At 66.3% G+C, this 16,935-nt stretch carries 13 protein-coding genes; 7 read left to right on the top strand and 6 right to left on the bottom strand.

Annotation, left to right across the window (positions count from 1 at the left end; translation table 11 throughout):
- Positions 1-6: 6 nt before the first annotated feature.
- From AC6LKD_RS00530 to AC6LKD_RS00520, 3 genes are all read right to left on the bottom strand, one after another.
- Entirely contained in the window at positions 7-966 is a 960-nt protein-coding gene (locus tag AC6LKD_RS00530) for an LLM class oxidoreductase (RefSeq protein WP_498114801.1), read from the bottom strand.
- A 98-nt stretch (positions 967-1,064) separates the two neighbouring features.
- Complete coding sequence (locus AC6LKD_RS00525; RefSeq protein WP_041654320.1) at positions 1,065-1,688, bottom strand: glutathione S-transferase family protein; 624 nt, start codon at positions 1,686-1,688, stop codon at positions 1,065-1,067.
- Positions 1,689-1,833: 145 nt separating this feature from the next.
- The gene (locus AC6LKD_RS00520) at positions 1,834-2,508 is read right to left on the bottom strand and encodes a TetR/AcrR family transcriptional regulator (RefSeq protein WP_498114717.1); all 675 of its coding nucleotides are present in this window, start codon (positions 2,506-2,508) and stop codon (positions 1,834-1,836) included.
- Between the two features lie 142 nt (positions 2,509-2,650).
- Between AC6LKD_RS00520 and AC6LKD_RS00515 the strand changes: the two genes are divergently transcribed.
- The 7 genes from AC6LKD_RS00515 (at position 2,651) to AC6LKD_RS00485 (ending at position 12,180) form a co-directional block, all read left to right on the top strand.
- The gene (locus AC6LKD_RS00515) at positions 2,651-4,459 is read left to right on the top strand and encodes an ABC transporter ATP-binding protein (protein ID WP_498114716.1); all 1,809 of its coding nucleotides are present in this window, start codon (positions 2,651-2,653) and stop codon (positions 4,457-4,459) included.
- Positions 4,453-6,207, top strand: a complete 1,755-nt coding sequence (locus AC6LKD_RS00510) for an ABC transporter ATP-binding protein (protein ID WP_498114715.1) — start codon at positions 4,453-4,455, stop codon at positions 6,205-6,207. The genes AC6LKD_RS00515 and AC6LKD_RS00510 overlap by 7 nt, the downstream gene beginning before the upstream one ends.
- On the top strand, positions 6,207-7,148 hold the full coding sequence (locus AC6LKD_RS00505) for an ABC transporter permease (protein WP_498114714.1): 942 nt from the start codon (positions 6,207-6,209) through the stop codon (positions 7,146-7,148). Before AC6LKD_RS00510 ends, AC6LKD_RS00505 begins: the two co-directional genes overlap by 1 nt.
- A complete protein-coding gene (locus tag AC6LKD_RS00500; protein ID WP_013396061.1) occupies positions 7,148-8,095 on the top strand; it encodes an iron chelate uptake ABC transporter family permease subunit in 948 nt (315 codons plus the stop codon). The genes AC6LKD_RS00505 and AC6LKD_RS00500 overlap by 1 nt, the downstream gene beginning before the upstream one ends.
- Positions 8,092-8,868, top strand: coding sequence for an iron ABC transporter ATP-binding protein (locus tag AC6LKD_RS00495; protein ID WP_498114713.1), 777 nt, complete (start codon positions 8,092-8,094; stop codon positions 8,866-8,868). Before AC6LKD_RS00500 ends, AC6LKD_RS00495 begins: the two co-directional genes overlap by 4 nt.
- The gene (locus AC6LKD_RS00490; protein ID WP_498114712.1) at positions 8,865-9,872 is read left to right on the top strand and encodes a siderophore ABC transporter substrate-binding protein; all 1,008 of its coding nucleotides are present in this window, start codon (positions 8,865-8,867) and stop codon (positions 9,870-9,872) included. The genes AC6LKD_RS00495 and AC6LKD_RS00490 overlap by 4 nt, the downstream gene beginning before the upstream one ends.
- 100 nt (positions 9,873-9,972) lie before the next feature.
- Positions 9,973-12,180 (top strand): TonB-dependent receptor, encoded by a 2,208-nt coding sequence (locus tag AC6LKD_RS00485; protein WP_498114711.1) that lies wholly within the window; start codon positions 9,973-9,975, stop codon positions 12,178-12,180.
- A 71-nt stretch (positions 12,181-12,251) separates the two neighbouring features.
- On the opposite strand, the gene AC6LKD_RS00480 is transcribed toward AC6LKD_RS00485, so the two are convergent.
- The 3 genes from AC6LKD_RS00480 to AC6LKD_RS00470 form a co-directional block, all read right to left on the bottom strand.
- Entirely contained in the window at positions 12,252-13,610 is a 1,359-nt protein-coding gene (locus tag AC6LKD_RS00480; RefSeq protein WP_498114710.1) for an MBL fold metallo-hydrolase RNA specificity domain-containing protein, read from the bottom strand.
- 17 nt (positions 13,611-13,627) lie between these two features.
- The gene (locus tag AC6LKD_RS00475; RefSeq protein ID WP_498114709.1) at positions 13,628-15,991 is read right to left on the bottom strand and encodes a phosphoketolase family protein; all 2,364 of its coding nucleotides are present in this window, start codon (positions 15,989-15,991) and stop codon (positions 13,628-13,630) included.
- A gap of 244 nt (positions 15,992-16,235) precedes the next feature.
- Positions 16,236-16,847, bottom strand: coding sequence for a class I SAM-dependent DNA methyltransferase (locus AC6LKD_RS00470; protein WP_498114708.1), 612 nt, complete (start codon positions 16,845-16,847; stop codon positions 16,236-16,238).
- Between the last annotated feature and the right edge of the window lie 88 nt (positions 16,848-16,935).

Below are 16,935 nucleotides of genomic sequence, written 5' to 3'. Positions count from 1 at the left end.
CGTGGGCTACCAGGCATCCGGCAAGGTCGCCGGCCCCTGATGCGTGGGGAAATGCGGCAGCACTTCCTCCGCCAGTTCCTGCAGCACTTCCGCGGCAGGCCGTTGCGAGAACTGGATGCCGATCGCGGCGTGATTGACCCCGGCCGCCTGCCATTCCTCCAGCAACGCGATCAAGCCTTTCCTGCCGGTGCGCAGCACGAAGCCGTTGTGCAAGGGCGTGCGCGGATGGTCGGGGTCGTCGGCCAGGTCCAGCCATTCGTTGGTCATGTGCGGACGGAAGCCGCCATCGGGTATCAGCGCGCGCCAGGCGCGGATTTTTTCGCCCAGGCGCTGTGGTCCCATCGGGGTATCCGTGGCATCGGGATAGGTCAGCCAGCCATCGGCGTGCTCGGCAATCCACGGCAAGGACTGCCCCGACGAACCGGTGACGATGAGCGGAATGACGCCCGCAGCGGGCTTGGGCAGGAATTCCGCGCGGCTGAAGCGCCCCAGCGACGAATCGATCTCCAGGCGTCCTGGGCGCATGAGCTGGCGGAAGTACGAGACAGCTTCGGCGAAACGCGTTGCGCGCTCGTCATGGTTCAGCCCATAAGCGGGAAACTCGACTGGCCGGTCGCCCGATGCGATCCCCAGCACCAGCCGCCCGCCCGACAGTTGGTCGATGGTGTTCGCCGCCTTGGCCAGATCGATGGGGTGGCGCAGGGAAAAGATTGCGCTCCCCGTCGCCAAGGCGATCTTCTTCGTTTGCGCCGCCAGAAATGCCAGGTAGGTGAACGGATCGAAGACCTGGCCGGCATCTCCGAAGGAAGGGGAGTACAAGGGCACGTCGCGCACCCAGACGGCAGCAAAGTCCTGCCGGTCGACCTGCCGTACCAGTTCCGCCTGGCCCGCAAGGACCGCCATGCTGCCTTCGTAGAAGCGCAGCGGCAGGAAAATGCCCAGGGTCAGGCGATCGGGTGCGAACATCCGCCGATAACCGGGATGCGCGGAGAAGGCGAAGTGCGACGCTCCGGCCGTGTCATGGAGCGAGTGAGTGGTATCCATTGCGACAGTCCTCGATGCTTTCAGGCGCCCGTTGCCGGCGCAGGCAGGGTGATGCCTTTGGCGACCGCAGGCCGGGCCGCCACGCGTTCGTGCCATGCGCTCAGATGCCGGTGATGGCTGAAATCGAAGTCGATGATGCGCGCGATATGGCTCCAGCCGAAATGCGCGATGTCGGCGATGGAGTAGGTGTCGCCAGCAAGATAGGAATGGTCGGCCAGCCTGCGGTCCAGCACCGCGAGCGCATCTTCGGTCAGGCGTTGGTAGCGTTCCAGCGCGGCAGGATTGCGCGCCTTGTCGAACACTTCGAAGTTCACGCGCTGTCCGATGATGGGGCCGACGCTACTGGAATGGAATTGCAGCCACTTGATCGCTTCCCACCGGCCTTGGGTGTCCGCGGGCAGCAGCTTCCCGGTTTTTTCGGCGAGGTACAGCAGTATCGCCGCCGACTCGAACAGCACGACCCCGGTGTCTTCGTCGGTGAGGGCCGGGATGCGGCCATGCGGGTTCAGCGCAAGAAACTCCGGCTGGCGGTGCTCGCCCTGCGCGATGCGCACATGATGCAGGCGGTAGGGAAGTGCCAGTTCCTCCAGGGCGATGGTGGCCTTGTAGCCGTTCGGAGAACTGTCGGTGTATAGGTTCAGCATGGGCTTGCTCATTCAAGATTGGCTAGATATTCAGGATTCGCTGCGGTCTGGAAATTCTCCTTCCTGGAAGAGACCGGGTACAGCGATCATTTCTCAATCTTGAATTTAGGAAATCTAAAAGCAGGAGCCACGCCTGCGCCGCAGGTCAACCGCGCGATGGCTTCAGTTGCGCAGGGACACGCTTTTTGGCCTGTTCCGCAACAGCTTGCCGTGGGCCATCTTCCAGCATGGCCAAGAGGCCGATGATGAGCGCCTGCATGCCCTGATCCAGTTCCCCTTCCATTTCGGACTCTTCCGCCGCCCGTTCCGCGTCCACCACCGGCTCCAGCCCGGCGACTGAATACACCGTGTCGGCGACCGCCATGCCGTGGAAGGCCACGGTCGCCAGCAGGATGCGGGACTGCTCCCTGGAAATGCCGTAGGCATCGGCGATATGGCGCTGTTGCTCGGTGATTTTCGCGAGCATGGACGGGGTGGCCGCCAGCCTGCGGATCACATAGGGCGTCACGCCCGGATGCGCCTTGACGAAGTCCCGCACGGACGCGGCGAACAGGGTCAGGTACTGCTTCAATTCGCCGCGCTCGTTGCTACAGGCTTGCGGAATCTGCCAGCGGCTGAAGATCTCTTCGGCGACCAGGCGCTTGAGTTCTTCCAGGCTGGGCACGTGCTTGTACAGCGCCATATGGCTGACGCCGAGCGCCGCCGCGAGTCCGACGAAGGTGATGTTCGGCAGGCCCATTGCAATGCCGGCGTCGGCAATACGCTCCCGGGTGATGGTGGGAGGGCGTCCCCGCGCCGGGCGGCGCTCTGGCGGTGTCATGGCTGTTCCTGGTTCCGTGGGGTCATTCATCCCTCACTTTAACCCGGCCCGATTTATTTAGTTTATGGTAATGAAACTAATTGCGGAAATTAGTTTATAGTGATGCAAATAATTATCACCCACATCTGAGCACTTCGATTTCATGAGCAGTTCTGAAGCAGCCGCGGCCAAGCCTGCAAAGCCCGGCCCGCTAGGCCTGGTGCTGGCCCCCATACGCGGGCAGTTAATGGCAGCCGCTGTGCTGGCCGCAGTGGGTACCATGCTCACGTTGGTGCCGCTGGCAGGGATTGCGCACATCGCCAGAATCGTCTTCGCCGGCCTCGGCGCCGGGGACTCCGCATCTGCGCCAGCCTGGACCGATATCGGATGGACCGTCATCGCCAGCGTCGCGAGCATGTTCGCGGGCATGGGGCTGATCTCGGCCGGCGAACTGACCGCCCATCTGGCCGACAACCGCCTTACGCATCGCCTGCGTCTGGCCGCGGCGCAGCGGCTGTCCCAGGTGCCGCTGGGCTGGTTCACCAGCAAGGCGTCGGGCGAGGTCAAGCAGGCGATGCAGGACGACATCGGCACGCTGCACAGCCTGACCGCCCATTTTTATACGGCAGTGGGACGCGCCGCGGGCGCCATCGTCATTTCGGTTGCTTACCTGTTCGCGCAGGACTGGCACATGGCGCTTGCGGCGCTGTTGCCATTTCCCGGTTTCTTCCTGTTCCTGCGCCGGGCGATGAAGGCCGGAGGGGCGAACATGCAGGAGTTCGTCGAGCGGCTTGGGCGCCTGAACGGCGCAACGGTCGAGTTCGTGGGCGGCATTCCCGTGGTCAAGGCGTTCGGCGACGCGGGCAAGGCGCATCGCGGCTATCGCGAGGCCGTCGACGCCTTTGCCGAAGCCTTCGCCAGCTTTACCCGTCCGCTGGTGGCGGCGATGGGCCATGCCCACGCCATGATCGCGCCGGTCACGGTGCTGGGCGTGGTATTGGGCTTTGGCACTTTGTTCGTCGGCCTGGGCTGGATGGCGCCCGTGGACCTGCTGCCATTCGCGCTGGTGGCGCCGGGAATATGCGCGCCGCTGTTGTTGCTGCACACGCTGCTGCACGACCTGGGTAGCGCCGCGGGCGCGGCGCAGCGCGTGCAGGCCCTGCTGGAGACTCCCGTGCTGGAACCGCTGACGTCCGGGCAGGCGCAAATCCCCGAGGGCCATGAAGTCCGGTTCGAGAACGTGGGCTACTCCTATGGCGGGGAACGCCGGACACTGTCCAACATCAATTTCACGCTGGAGCCCGGCACGGTCACGGCCATCGTCGGTCCGTCGGGCGCGGGCAAATCCACCCTGGCGCGCCTGCTGCTGAGATTCTTCGACCCCGATGAAGGGCGCATCACGCTGGGTGGCGCCGACCTGCGGCGGATCGAGAGCGCGCAGCTCTACCGGCGCATCGGCTTCGTGCTGCAAGAGGTGCGTCTGATCCATGCCAGCGTGCGCGACAACATCGCGCTGGGGCGGCCGTCCGCCACCCAGCAAGAGATCGAGGACGCCGCGCGCACCGCCAATATCCATGAACGCATCCTGGCGTTGCCGCGTGGCTACGATGCGGTGATCGGCGAGGACGCGCAGCTCTCCGGCGGCGAACTCCAGCGCGCCAGCATCGCGCGCGCGGTACTGCTGGATCCTCCCGTGCTGGTGCTGGACGAGGCCACGGCGGCGGCCGACGCCGGCAACGAGATGGCGGTCCAGGGCGCGCTGTCGCGCTTCGCCCGGGGGCGCACGGTGATGGTGATCGCACACCGGCTGGACACGGTGATGCACGCCGACCGGATCCTCGTGGTCGAGGACGGCACCATCGTCGAACAAGGCAGGCATGAACAATTGCTGGCGCAAGGCGGCTGCTATGCCCGGCTGTGGGCGCGGGGCGGCTATGCATCCTCCGAAGCGACCGAGGAGGCGTCATGCTGAAGACCTTCATGCTGCTGCTCGGCAAGGATGCGTACGTCCTGCGCCGCTACGTCTGGATGGCCATCGCCTACGGCGCGCTGTGCGGACTGACGATTACGGCGCTGGTGCCGCTACTCACGCATCTGCTTGAAGGAAACGTGAGGGCGGCCGCGCCGTGGCTGGCCGCGCTGTTGGCCGGAGTGGCGCTGTGCTGGAGCTTGCGGCGCCATGTGGAGCGGGCCGGCGTGCGGGTCGGCGTCGCCATCCTGCAGGATGCCCGCCATCGTCTCGGCGACCATGTGGCGAGCCTGCCGGTGGGCTGGTTCACGGCGGCGAACACGGCGCGCCTCGGGCATCTCGTGACGCAGGGCATGATGTCCCTGGCCCAGCTTCCGGCGCACGTCTTCACTCCCGTCATCGCCGGCGTGGTGACGCCCGCGGTGCTGGTCGTGGCCCTGTTTACGCAGCACTGGCTGCTGGGACTGATCGCCCTGGCGGCGCTGCCGTTGCTGGCTGGTGTCCTGCAGTTCACGGCTAGGTTGGCGCGGCGCGCCGATGACGCCTTTCAGCGGCGCTTCGCCGACGCCAGCCAACGCATGGTCGAGTTTGCCCAGGCCCAGTCGGTGCTGCGCGCCTTCAATGGCGAGGGCGGCGGCACGCGCCTGCTCGAACAGGCCGTCGAGCAGCAGCGCCAGTCGGGTGCGCGCCTGATCTGGTTGTCGGCCGGGGCGGCCGTGCTCAACGTCTGGGCCGTGCAGGCCGTCTTCGCTGTTCTGCTGATCGCCGCCGCCTGGTGGATCGACGGCATCCTGGGCAGTCCCTTGGCGGCGGGACAGATCGTGGCCGCGATCGTGTCGCTGCTGCTGGCGGTCCGCTACATCGATGCGCTGCTGGAGGTGGCCGGCTATGGCGAGGTGCTGCGCGGCGCGCGCGGACAACTCGACGCCGTGGACGCGCTGTACTCCGTCCAACCGTTGCCGGAGCCCGCAGCGCCGCAGGAGCCGCGCGATGCGTCGATCGAGCTGCGGGATGTGCATTTCCGCTATGCCGAGGATCAGCCCGAGGTGCTGCGCGGGGTCGATCTGCGCGTGGAACCGGGCAGCATGACCGCCCTGGTCGGCGCATCCGGCTCCGGCAAGACCACGTTGGCGCGGCTGATCGCGCGCTTCTTCGACGCGAACCAGGGTGGCGTGCTGGTCGGCGGCGTGGATGTACGGCAGATTTCCAGTGCGCGGCTGGCAGGCCAGATCAGCCAGGTCTTCCAGGACAACTACCTGTTCACGGGCTCCATTGCCGACAACATCCGCGCCGGCAGGCCTGGCTGCAGCGATGCCGAACTGATGCAGGCCGCCAACCAGGCGGGCCTGGCGGGCATCGCCGAGCGTTTGCCGCAAGGGCTGGACACGCCAGTGGGCGAGGGCGGTGCGCGCCTGTCCGGCGGCGAGCGCCAGCGCATCGCCGTCGCCCGCGCGCTGCTGAACCAGGCGCCGATCCTGCTTCTCGACGAGGCCACCGCGGCGCTGGACGCTGAGAATCAGGCCATCATCACTGAGACGCTGGCGCGGCTGCGCGGCCAGTGCACGCTGGTGGTGATCGCTCATCAGCTCTCCACGGTGGCGATGGCCGACCAGATCGTGGTGTTGGAGGACGGGCGGGTCGTCGAGCAGGGCACGCCCATGGCATTGCGCGCGCGCCAGGGGCGATACGCGCAATTCCTGGCGCAGCGGCAAGCCGCCAAGGGCTGGCGTATCGCCGGGGCGCGGTCCTGATGCGCGCAAGCTTGTTCGGCCTGTTCATCGTGCTTTGCGGCGCGTCGCTGCTGGTGGGCGCGCGCCAGATCGCATGGCCGCAGCTGTTCTCGCTGTCGGGCGACGCCTGGCTGACACTGACGGCGAGCCGGCTGCCGCGTCTGACGGCGGTGGTGCTGACGGGCATCGGCCTGGCCGTCTGCGGCGTCATCCTCCAGCACATCGTGCGCAACAAGTTCGTCGAACCCGCAACCTCGGGCGGACTGGACGCGGCCAAGCTCGGCATCCTGGCATCGATGCTGCTCATGCCCGCCGCCGGGACGGCGGGCCGCATGCTGTTCGCATTGGGCTTCTGCTTAGCGGCCAGCCTGCTGTTCGTCGCCATCGTCCGCCGCGTCAAATTCAAGAACACGGTGCTGGTGCCGGTGATCGGCCTGATGTACGGCGGCGTGTTGAGCGCCATGGCGGAGTTCTACGCCTATCGCAACAACATCATGCAGAGCATGCAGGGCTGGCTGCTGGGCGATTTTTCCAAGATCGTGCAGGGCAACTACGAGATCATCTACCTGATCCTGCCCATCGTCGCGCTGACCTATCTGTACGCGCACCGCTTCACCGTGCTCGGCATGGGCGAAGGCATGGCCGCAAGCCTGGGCCTGAACTATCCAGCCACCGTGGCGCTGGGGCTGCTGCTGGTGGCCGTCACCGTGTCCGCCACGGTGATCACGGTCGGCGCCATTCCTTTCGTGGGACTGGTCATTCCGAATCTGGTCGCGCTGCGCTACGGCGACAACCTGGGCCGCACCCTGCCCATCGTGGCGCTGGGCGGCGCCTCGCTGCTGCTGGCCTGCGACATCCTTGGCCGCCTGCTGATCTACCCGTTCGAAGTGCCTATCGGCCTGACCGCGGGCGGGGTGGGAGGCGTGTTGTTCCTCCTGCTGATCTTCTGGAGGCACAGGTGATGCTTGCAGCCTCCCGGCGAGCGGTGTGGATGGCGGTCATTGCATTGGCCCTGGCTTTCCTGTTCTTCCGCTCCAACTTCGACTTCGGCTACATCATCCCCAAGCGGCTCGCGCGCTTGGCGGCCATGCTCATCGGCGGCGTCTGCATTGCCTGGTCGTCCATCGTGTTCCAGACCCTTGCCGGCAACCGGATCCTGACGCCGGCCATCATGGGATACGAGGCTGTCTACCTGCTGTTCCAGTCCCTCATGATCCTGGCCATGGGAGCGCAGAGCCTGGCCCTGCTCGGCGCGAACGGCAACTTCTTCCTGTCGGTGCTGCTGATGCTGGCCTACTCATGGATCATCCATCGCTGGCTGTTCCGCGACGGCAGGCAGAACGTGTACTTCCTGCTGCTGGTGGGGTTGGTGCTGACGATGGTGATCGGCACCTTCACGCAGTTCGTGCAGCTGAAGACCAGTCCAGGCGAGTTCTCCATGCTGCTGGGCTTTACCCAGGCCTCTTTCAACAAGGCAGAGCCCGGGCAACTGCTCGTGTCCGCCCTCATCGTCGCGGGCGTGTGCCTGGCGGGCGTCAAGAGCTTGCCGACGCTGGACGTGATCTCCCTGGGGCGCGACCAGGCCGTTTCCCTGGGTGTGGACTATCAGCGCGTTTTGCGACGGCATCTGGCGCTGATCGCGGTGCTGGTCGCCGTGTCGACCAGCCTGCTCGGACCCACGGCGTTCATGGGCATCTTCGTCGCCAACATGGCCTATGCCTTGACGCGTACGCGCCGGCACCGGGCCACGTTGTCCACAGGCTGCGCCATCGCCATCGCCATCTTCATCCTGGCCCAGCTTGCGGTCGAACATCTCTTCAACTACCGGACCAGCGTAGGCATCCTGGTCAACCTGGTGTGCGGCGCGTGGTTCCTGGCGCTGATGGCGCGCTCGCGGGGAACGGCATGATCACGATCCGGAATCTCTCGAAAAACTATGGTCCGAAGACCGTGCTGCGCGATGTGAACCTGCAGTTTCCTGCTGGGCGGCTGACCTCGCTAATCGGTCCCAACGGCGCGGGCAAGACGACCTTGCTGATGATGGCTGCCCGCCTGCTGGAACCCAGTCAGGGCGAGGTCCTGATCGAGGGCGCAAGGGTGTCGGATATCCGCATCGGCGATTACGCCAAGCGTGTCGCCACCCTGCGCCAGTCGCCGGACTTCAATCTGCGCCTGACGGTGGAAGAGCTCGTTGCCTTCGGACGATTTCCCTACAGCCGCGGCGCCTTGACGCAGCAGGACCGCCGCCTGATCGAGGAGGCCATCGCCTTTCTCTCGCTGGAGCCGCTGCGCGAGTCTTATCTCGACGAACTCAGCGGGGGGCAGCGGCAGATGGCGTTCCTGGCGATGACCATCGCCCAGCAGACGGATTGTCTGCTGCTGGACGAACCGCTCAACAACCTCGACATCAAGCATGCGGTCCAGATCATGCGCGCCTTGCGCCGCCTGTGCGACGAGCACGGCCGCACCGTGATCCTGGTGGTGCACGACATCAATTTCGCGGCCAGCTATTCCGACCACATCGTCGCGATGAAGGGCGGGTCGGTGCATAGCGCCGGCAGCGTGGCGCAGGTCGTGACCGAGGAGCGGCTGCGCGAGCTCTATGGGCTGGACTTCGAAATCACGCAAGGCGCGCGCGGACGTCTGTGCAACTACTTCAATCCATCAGGAGAACTGACATGATCCTCAAGCACGGACGCCGGGCATGGGCGCTTGCCCTGCTGGCCGCCGCGGCGGCCGCGATGCAGGGCTGCGGCCAGGAAGCGGCCGAATCGCCGAAGGCGGCGGCACAGCCAGCCGCCGCCAGCCCATCGCCGCAGCGCGCCTACGAAACCGTCACGGTACAGCACAAGCTGGGGACCACCGTAATCAACAAGTTGCCACAGCGCGTGGTGGCCCTGGATATGAACGAGGTGGACTTCCTCGACCAGTTGGGCGTGCCGGTCGCCGGCATGCCGAAGGACTTCGTGCCGAATTTTCTTGCCAAGTACAAGGATGCGCCGGACGTGCTGGACGTGGGCGCTATCGTCCAGCCCAATCTGGAACGGGTGCACGCAGCCAAGCCAGACCTGATCCTGATCACCTCGCTGCAGGCCAACCACTACAAGGAATTGAGCGAGATCGCCCCGACGATCCACTTCGACGTGGACTACCGGGACAGCGAGGCCAATCACATCGAGATCATCAAGGACCACCTCATGACGCTGGGGCGGATCTTTGAAAAGGAAAGCCTGGCTCGCGACAAGTCCGCCGAACTCGACGCCAAGGTCCAGGAGGCGAAGCGCCTCATCCAGGACCGTCCCGAAAGAGCGCTCATCGTGCTGCATAACAACGGCGCGTTCAGTTCATTCGGCATGCAGTCGCGCTACGGCTTCATTTTCAAGGCCCTGGGCGTGAAGCCCGCCAGCCCCACCGCCGAGGCCGGCCTGCACGGCCAGCCCATCTCCAGCGAGTTCATCCAGCAGGCCAATCCCGACATCCTCTACGTGGTGGATCGCACCGCGGTGATGGAGCGCGGACCCACCTTGAACGCCGAGACCTTGACCAATCCGCTCTTGCGCCAGACCGCCGCCTTCCAGCACGGCCGGGTGGTCTTCGCCGATGCGCAAGCCTGGTACGTCATGGCCGCCAGCGTGAACTCGCTGAAGCTCATGATCGACGACGTCATCAAGGCCTACCAGAACTGAGGTCGTCCACGGATCGGGGCAAGTTGCCGGTTCATATGTAAATGATTCCCAGTCGCCTGATGTCGAAGGCGACCCAAAGCTCAACTGAACGGAGCATTCCATGAGCAAACGTCGCCATAGCGGCCGCGTCGCACGTCCTTCCTTGCACGCCAGGCACGCAATCCCCGTCTTTTCCCTCAACCATCTGACCGCGGCATTGTTCGGACTGACCCTGGGCGCTGCTCCGGCAGCATGGGCCCAACAGGCTGTCGAGGCCGGGGTGAAAACGCTGCCGGCCGTGACGGTGACGGGCCAGGCCGATGCGCCGGCCACGCCCTACGCCGGCGGGCAGGTGACCTATGGCGGCCGCGCGGGCTTTCTGGGCGACCGCGATTTCATGGATACGCCGTTCTCCGTCATCAGCTACACGGAGAAGTACATCGAGGACCTGCAAGCCCAGGACATCACCGATGTGATCGCCAGGACCGATCCTTCGGTGTTCAGCAACGGCGTGACCGGCGCCTGGAGCGAGAACTACTCGATCCGCGGCTTCAGCTCCAGCACCACTGATATTTCATTTGGCGGACTGTTCGGCATGGCGCCGTACTACCGGACCTCGCCGGAAATGTTCGAGCGCATCGAAGTCCTGAAAGGGCCGTCCGCATTGCTGAACGGCATGCCGCCCGGCGGTTCCGTAGGCGGCACCGTCAACCTGGTGCCCAAGCGCGCAGGCGCGGAGCCTCTGACGCGCCTGACCACCACCTACATGTCGGATTCGCAGTTCGGCGGGCACATAGACCTGGGAAGGCGTTTCGGCGAGAACCAGCAGTTTGGCGTGCGCTTTAACGGCATGTACAGAGATGGCGATGGCGCAGTCGATCACCAGAAAAAAAAGGCGCAACTGGCCGCGTTGGGCCTGGACTGGCGCGGCGAACGCGCGCGCGTTTCCATCGATATGTATGACAGCGATGAGCGTGTGGACGGCGTGACCCGAGGCATCAACCTGGCGCCGGGCATAGGCGTGCCCAAGCCGCCCAAGCCCGAAACGCTGCTGAATCCGGATTGGGCCTACGTGAAGAACCAGGACAAGGCGGCCATGATCCGTGGCGAATTCGACGTCAGCGACAAGTTGATGGCCTACGCAGCGGTGGGCACGAGCCGGTCCGAGTACACCTACAACGGCGCCATGGTGGCGCAGGTGTTCAACGAGGCGGGCGACTATCGCACCTCGATGGGCCAGCTGAACATGAACGTGAAGAAAACGTCGGGAGAGGCCGGCTTGCGGGGCAAGCTGCAGACTGGCGGCGTCAAGCACCAGTGGGTGCTGAATGCCACGTACTACTCGGACAACCAGCGCGACTACGGCCGCCGGACGGTGCCTGGGGCGGACTGGGTCACCAACATCTACAACCCGGTCTGGGGGCCGGCGCCGGCCACCAGTTGGCCGCCGATCCTGCATAGCAAGACCCGTCTGGTCAGCTACGGCCTGGCGGATACTTTGTCCTTCGCGGAGGACCGGGTGCAACTGACGCTGGGCGCGCGGCGGCAGGAAGTGCGTACCGATAACTACAGTGTCGCGACCGGGGCGCGGACCAGCCGCTACGATGCCAGCGCGACCACGCCCGCCGCCGCGCTGCTGATCAAGGCAACCGACAACATCTCCGTGTACGCCAACTACATCGAAGGCTTGAGCAAGGGCCAGACCGCACCAGTCACCGCCGCCAACGCCGGGGAGCTGTTCCCGCCCTACAAGACCAAGCAGACGGAGCTCGGCATCAAGGTCGATCTGGGGGATTTCACCCATACCGTCAGCCTGTTCGAGATAAAGCGGCCCAGCAGCTATACGGACCCCGTCACCAACGTGTTCTCGTTTGGCGGCGAGCAGCGCAACCAGGGCGTGGAATGGGGCTTCTTCGGCGAGCCGATGCGTGGCTTGCGGCTGATGGGCGGGGTCGCGTACATCAATCCCAAGGTGACCAAAACCGCCGTCGCCGCCAACGAAGGCAAGCAGGCCACCGGCGTTCCCAAGCTCCAGGGCAAGCTGGGCGTGGAATGGGATGTGCCGGCGCTGCAAGGCCTGACGCTGACGGCCAATGCGACCTCCGTTTCCAAGCAGTACATCAGCGCCGACAACTCGCTGTCGGTGGCGGGACGGACGACCTACGACGTGGGCGCGCGCTACGCCACCAGAGTGGCCGACCGCCCGATCGTGCTGCGAGCCGCCGTCAACAATCTGACGAACAAGGCCTATTGGGGCATGCCGCAATTGTCGAGCCTGGCCCTGGGCGCGCCGCGCACCTTCATGCTTTCCGCCTCGATGGAGTTTTGACGGGGCGGGCATCAGGCGGCATTCGTGACGATATCCCCGGCCTGGCGCGCAGTTTCAGCCGGGGACGCTGCTCACAGTTCATATCTGTGGTCCTGCAGCGGCACGGTGGCGTGCCAGCTGAGTTCGCGCTCGATGCGTTCGCGCAGGGCCTCGGAGGCCTCGGGTTCGCCATGGACGATGAAGACGCGCCGCGGCGCTTCTTGAAAGCCGGACAGCCAGCGCATCAGTTCATCGCTGTCGGCGTGGGCCGACAGCATGGGCAGTTCGGCGACTTCGGCGTTGATGGGCGTCCACTGGCCGTAGATCTTGGTTTCGGTGGCGCCGTCGAGCAGCTTGCGGCCGCGCGTGCCGGCTGCCTGGAAGCCGGAAAAGAGCAGGGTGTTGCGGTGGTCGGTGCCAAAGGCGGCGATGTGGTGCAGCACCCGCCCGCCCGTGGCCATGCCGCTGGCCGAGATGATGACCTTGGGGTAACGGTTGGCCGACAGCGCCTTGGATTCCTCGACATCGCGCACATAGGTCACGGCGGCGCAGGCGGCTTCGTACTCGCGCGGGGACAGCTTGTGTTCCCCTGCATGGCGGTCCAGCAGTTCTGTGGCGCTGGTCGCCATGGGGCTGTCCAGATAGACCGGGACGTTCCGCAGCCGGCCGGCCTGGCGCAGCGTCCACAGTGCGTGGATCAGGGTCTGCGCCCGCCCCACGGCGAAGGCCGGGATGACCACCGTGCCGCCGCGCTGCACGGTGCGTTCGATGACGGCGGCCAGGGTTTCGACCGGATCGGCGGGATCATGGCGCCGGTTGCCGTAGGTGGACTCGATGACGATGTAGTCGGCGCGCGGCACGGGTTCGGGATCGTGCATCACCGGATCGTCGTAGCGGCCCAGGTCGCCGGAGAACACCACGCGCGTGCCGCCGATGTCGATCTGTGCGGTGGCCGCGCCCAGGATGTGGCCGGCGCGGCGCAAGGTCAGCGTCGCGCCGCCGGGCAGGGCGGTCTCCTGGTGCAGCGCCACGTCGGCAAAGCGCGTCAGCGCGCGCTGGGCGTCGATCACGCGGTAAAGCGGCAACGCGGGTTTGTGCTTGGAAAAGCCCTTGCGGTTGGCGAAGTCCGCATCCTTTTCCTGCAGGTTGGCGCTGTCCAGCAGGATCAGCTCCGCGACGTCGCGGGTCGCGGGCGTGGCGTGGATCTTGCCCTTGAAGCCCTCGGCCACCAGCCGCGGCAGGTAGCCGCAATGATCGAGGTGGGCATGCGTCAGCACCACCGCATCGATGTCGGCCGGTGACAGGGGCAAGCGCTGCCAGTTGAGTTCCCGCAGGTTCTTCAGGCCCTGGAACAGGCCGCAATCGATCAGCAGGCGGGTGTCGGCGTGGCTTAGCAGGTGCTTGGAGCCGGTGACGGTACCGGCGCCGCCCAGGCAGGTCAGTGTGAGCATAATGTCCTTGTGCCGCATCAAGAAGGGGTGGCGAGGTCGGAGGGATCGCCCCTGCCGTCGATGGCTTGCAGTCGCGGCGTATCCAGCACGTCCTCGCGGCGCCAGCCGGCTACGGCGGCAGCAGCGTCGACCGCGTGCGCCCAGGTGCAGCGGTTGGCGAACAGCATGCCGGGCACGTCCAGCGTGCCGCCGCGGCTGATGTAGCCCAGCGCCCGGGTGCGGGCCGGGCCGCCGTCCAGCCGGCGCAGCACGCCCAGCATGGGTTCGGGGCGCGTGTGGCACAGCAGCACGCGCGGCAGGCCGGGCGGGAAGAGCGCGTGGACCGCAATGTCGGACAGCGCGAAAGCGGCTTCCAGTTCGTCGCGCGGCGCTCGCAGGCGGCCGGGTTCCAGCACCACGGACACGCAGCATTCGTGGCCCAGCCGCGCCAGATGGGCGCGCGCCTTCAGGGCCTCTTCGAGCTGGTAGGCGCCGATGGCGACGAATTGCAGCGCGCTGCTCTGCGGGTCGCCCGCGACGTGGGCCGCGCCCTGTTCGACCAGGGCCTGCGCGGCCCGCGCGTCGAAGCGCTGCGCGCCGTCGCGCTTGGACACCACCATGCAGGCCACTTGGGCGCGCTGGGCATAGACCGCGCGCAGCGCCACCGCGGCGCTGTTGCCGTCCACCGGGAACAACACGCGGGAGGTGTCGGACATTTCGCCCAGCAAGGCTTCGCCTATGGTGGGGTCCTGGTGCGATTGCTCGTTCTTGGCGTTCTCCCAGGTGTGGGAGGTGACCACCAGCGGCACCGACAGCCATCCCGGCGCCTGCCCCAGTTCCTTCTGGCGGCGCGCGAAGATGATCTCCTGGCGCAGCAGGCCCAGCATCTTCACCGCGAAGGCCTCGTAGCTGACGATGAGGTTCAGGCCGCCCTTGTTGGCGAGCGCGGCGGCGGCCACGGCTTCCTCGTTCAAGGCGGTGATGACGGCGCCGTGCTGGTCCTCGGCGACGCCGGCCTCCGGATGGTCGACGCGGTGCTTCAACAAGGCCAGCGTGCCGCCCATCTTGTTGCTGGCCAGTTCGTCCGGATTGCCGATGCGCACGCGCAAGCCCGGGTTGGCCCGCACCAGTGCCACGAACCAGCGGTCCAGCGCTGCCATGGCGCTGCCCTGGTTGCCGGTGGCTTCCCAGGCAGGTTCGGGCAGAGCGGGGGCGTCGGGATGCCGGTGCGCCATGGAGTGTCCGCTTTCCAGCGGGCGTTGCTGCGCTTTGTGATTGGCCAGTGTGGCCAGCGCCGCGTCCAATTCCGCTTCCGGCACGAACAGCCGGGCGGCGCTGGCGTTGAAGGCATCGCGCGCCGCGCTGTCGGCGTGCGGATTGCCGCCCAGCGGCAGGTTGTGCGCGGCATTGGTGCCGGCGCCCGGAAAGCCGAATCCCTTCTCGGTCTCGGCGATGACATAGGGCAGCCGGGCGGGATACTGGAAGTCCGGCGCCGCCAGGTTCGCGGCCAGCGCTTCCTCGGCAGCCAGGATGGCCCAGGCGATGGCTGCCGGATCGCGGCCGTCGACGATCAGCGGGTCGAAGCCGTTGTGGCGCAGGTCCTCCGCCAGCCAATGCGCGCCGCCTTCCTGCACGATCTGCGTGCGCTGCTCGATGCGGCGGCCATTGAGGATCATGACCGGCACGGCCTGGCCGCAATCCTCGGCGCGCCACCAGCGCGTGGCCCAGTCGGAGCCGCGTTGTTCTTCGAAGGCGCCGTCGCTCAGGAAGGCCACCAGGCTTTCTCCCGGCAGGGGCATGTGCACGTATTGCAGGCCGGCGAAGCCGAGGTAGCCGCCTTCGGACACGGCGCCCGCAGTGTTGGGGCCGGCGTGGCTGCCCAGCGGCACGGCCGGCAATCCCCGCGCGTCGATGGCGTAGGAATAGAAGTCCGTGATCAGGCGCCCCAGTCCGGCCTCGCTGCGGTCATAGCGGCCGCGCTGCGCCGGCGACACGTCGCCAGTCAAAGCGTTGCCGGCCTCGATGGCGGCCACGCAATGGCCCTGGCCCATCAGCCAGCCGCGGGTCTTGCCGCTGAGCGCATTGGCCAGCAGATAGGCGACGAAGGCGGGCGCCATGTTCAGCGAGCCGCCGGTATGGCCCTCGGGGTTGGGCTTGAAGTCCTCGGCGCCCAGCGGCGCGCCGTTCAGGTCGATGCGGCGGGCATAGGTCATATGCGCCACCACGTTCATCGCCGCGCAGCTGAGGCGGTCGGCCGCGGCCAGCATGGCGTAGGCATCGTCCGGGCTGGCGATGCGGCCGCCGGCCGCCAGGCGCTGCACCAGCGCGTCGACGCGGTCCACGGTTTCGGCGCGGTGTTGGATGGGGCCATGGCCGGATAGCCAATACTCGCGGAGTTTCATCGCGGGGTCCTTTGAAGTTCGCCTTGGCACAAGGCGGCAAGGCGCTTCGCGTATCCTTCATCGCCGGGTAGCGAGAGGATAAGTCTTTGTATGAGTGCCGGGTCCGCCTGATCGAGGTGAGGGAAACCGAAGAGGCTAGGTGGGCCTCGCGCGGCCCATGAGAGACCGCGGCATGTTGATTATGGCGCAGAGGGGCGTTGTCCGGCGTTGTGCGCCGGTCAAACCTTGAGGTAACTCAAAGGTTTTATCTGCGCCGTTGTGCCAGCCAGATGTTCGCGCCGCCGCAGGTCTTGTCGGCTTCGACGTGGCGCATCACTTCGAAGCCGGTCTGGCGCAACAGTTCGCGATACTCCGCAGTGTCCAGGCTGCCGTGATAGAGCGGCTGGCCTTCGAATTGGCCGATGGCTTCCCCCAGATGGGTGCCGCTGGTGAACATCAGCGCCGCGCCCGGAGCGGCCAGGCGCTCGAAGGCGTCGAACATGGGGCGCTGGTCTTCCGGCCGCAGGTGAAAGAAGCTGTGCCAGGCGATCAGCCCCTGGAATGGGCGCAAGGGCGGCAGGCTGCGCATGTCCGCTTCAATCCAGCTGTGTTCAGGGAACGAGGCTCTTGCCCGCGCAAGCAGCGCGTCCGAGGCATCCACGCCGGTCAGCCTGCAGCCGCGTTCGATCAGATGGCGGGCGATGGGGATGCCGGTGCCGCAGCCTATGTCCAGCACCTCGGGAGCGGGGCCGGGCAGCAGGTCCAGGAACGCCGCCAGCCAGGCGCGTTCTACCAGCTGCGTGCCGCGCAATTTCTCGAAGGCGTCGGCGTGTTCCCGATACAGCGAAATCACATTGTCGGCGGGCGAGGTGGACATGTCGGTGTTCCCAGAGAGTTGCGATTTTCCCATGCCCGGGCAATCCAGAGCTGGTGGCGGCCATCCGCCGCTCATCAGCCAGGATGGT

The sequence above is a fragment of the Achromobacter sp. D7-1 genome, assembly GCF_059760445.1.
Note: the sequence above shows the minus strand (reverse complement) of the source record. Positions and strands in the feature narration are given on the sequence as shown.

Bases quoted from the DNA above. Each gene is read 5' to 3' on its own strand.
- AC6LKD_RS00530 (WP_498114801.1), bottom strand. From the start codon at position 966: ATGTTCGCACCCGATCGCCTGACCCTGGGCATTTTCCTGCCGCTGCGC.
- AC6LKD_RS00525 (WP_041654320.1), bottom strand. From the start codon at position 1,688: ATGCTGAACCTATACACCGACAGTTCTCCGAACGGCTACAAGGCCACC.
- AC6LKD_RS00520 (WP_498114717.1), bottom strand. From the start codon at position 2,508: ATGACACCGCCAGAGCGCCGCCCGGCGCGGGGACGCCCTCCCACCATC.
- AC6LKD_RS00515 (WP_498114716.1), top strand. From the start codon at position 2,651: ATGAGCAGTTCTGAAGCAGCCGCGGCCAAGCCTGCAAAGCCCGGCCCG.
- AC6LKD_RS00510 (WP_498114715.1), top strand. From the start codon at position 4,453: ATGCTGAAGACCTTCATGCTGCTGCTCGGCAAGGATGCGTACGTCCTG.
- AC6LKD_RS00505 (WP_498114714.1), top strand. From the start codon at position 6,207: ATGCGCGCAAGCTTGTTCGGCCTGTTCATCGTGCTTTGCGGCGCGTCG.
- AC6LKD_RS00500 (WP_013396061.1), top strand. From the start codon at position 7,148: ATGCTTGCAGCCTCCCGGCGAGCGGTGTGGATGGCGGTCATTGCATTG.
- AC6LKD_RS00495 (WP_498114713.1), top strand. From the start codon at position 8,092: ATGATCACGATCCGGAATCTCTCGAAAAACTATGGTCCGAAGACCGTG.
- AC6LKD_RS00490 (WP_498114712.1), top strand. From the start codon at position 8,865: ATGATCCTCAAGCACGGACGCCGGGCATGGGCGCTTGCCCTGCTGGCC.
- AC6LKD_RS00485 (WP_498114711.1), top strand. From the start codon at position 9,973: ATGAGCAAACGTCGCCATAGCGGCCGCGTCGCACGTCCTTCCTTGCAC.
- AC6LKD_RS00480 (WP_498114710.1), bottom strand. From the start codon at position 13,610: ATGCTCACACTGACCTGCCTGGGCGGCGCCGGTACCGTCACCGGCTCC.
- AC6LKD_RS00475 (WP_498114709.1), bottom strand. From the start codon at position 15,991: ATGAAACTCCGCGAGTATTGGCTATCCGGCCATGGCCCCATCCAACAC.
- AC6LKD_RS00470 (WP_498114708.1), bottom strand. From the start codon at position 16,847: ATGTCCACCTCGCCCGCCGACAATGTGATTTCGCTGTATCGGGAACAC.